At 51.8% G+C, this 255-nt stretch carries 1 tRNA gene; it reads left to right on the top strand.

Annotation, left to right across the window (positions count from 1 at the left end):
* The first annotated feature begins 8 nt into the window (after positions 1-8).
* Positions 9-85, top strand: a tRNA-Ile gene (locus BTA35_RS17655).
* Positions 86-255 lie beyond the last annotated feature (170 nt).

Raw genomic sequence — 255 nt, 5'->3', positions numbered from 1 at the left:
CTGAACGTAGGCTTGTAGCTCAGCTGGTTAGAGCGCACCCCTGATAAGGGTGAGGTCGGTGGTTCAAGTCCACTCAGGCCTACCAATTTTGCGTGATACCTCGTTAAAGTATCTCTCGTATAGCAGGCTATACATCAAGATCCTTTGCCTTGTCTCACACAAAATACGGGTTCGCGACTCATTAGGTGTATACCGATATGGGGCTATAGCTCAGCTGGGAGAGCGCCTGCCTTGCACGCAGGAGGTCTGCGGTTC

Source organism: Oceanospirillum linum (genome assembly GCF_001995095.2).
Classification (GTDB): Bacteria; Pseudomonadota; Gammaproteobacteria; order Pseudomonadales; family Halomonadaceae; genus Oceanospirillum; species Oceanospirillum linum.
The sequence above is the reverse complement of the archived record's forward strand: the minus strand, read 5'-3'. Positions and strand labels throughout refer to the sequence as shown.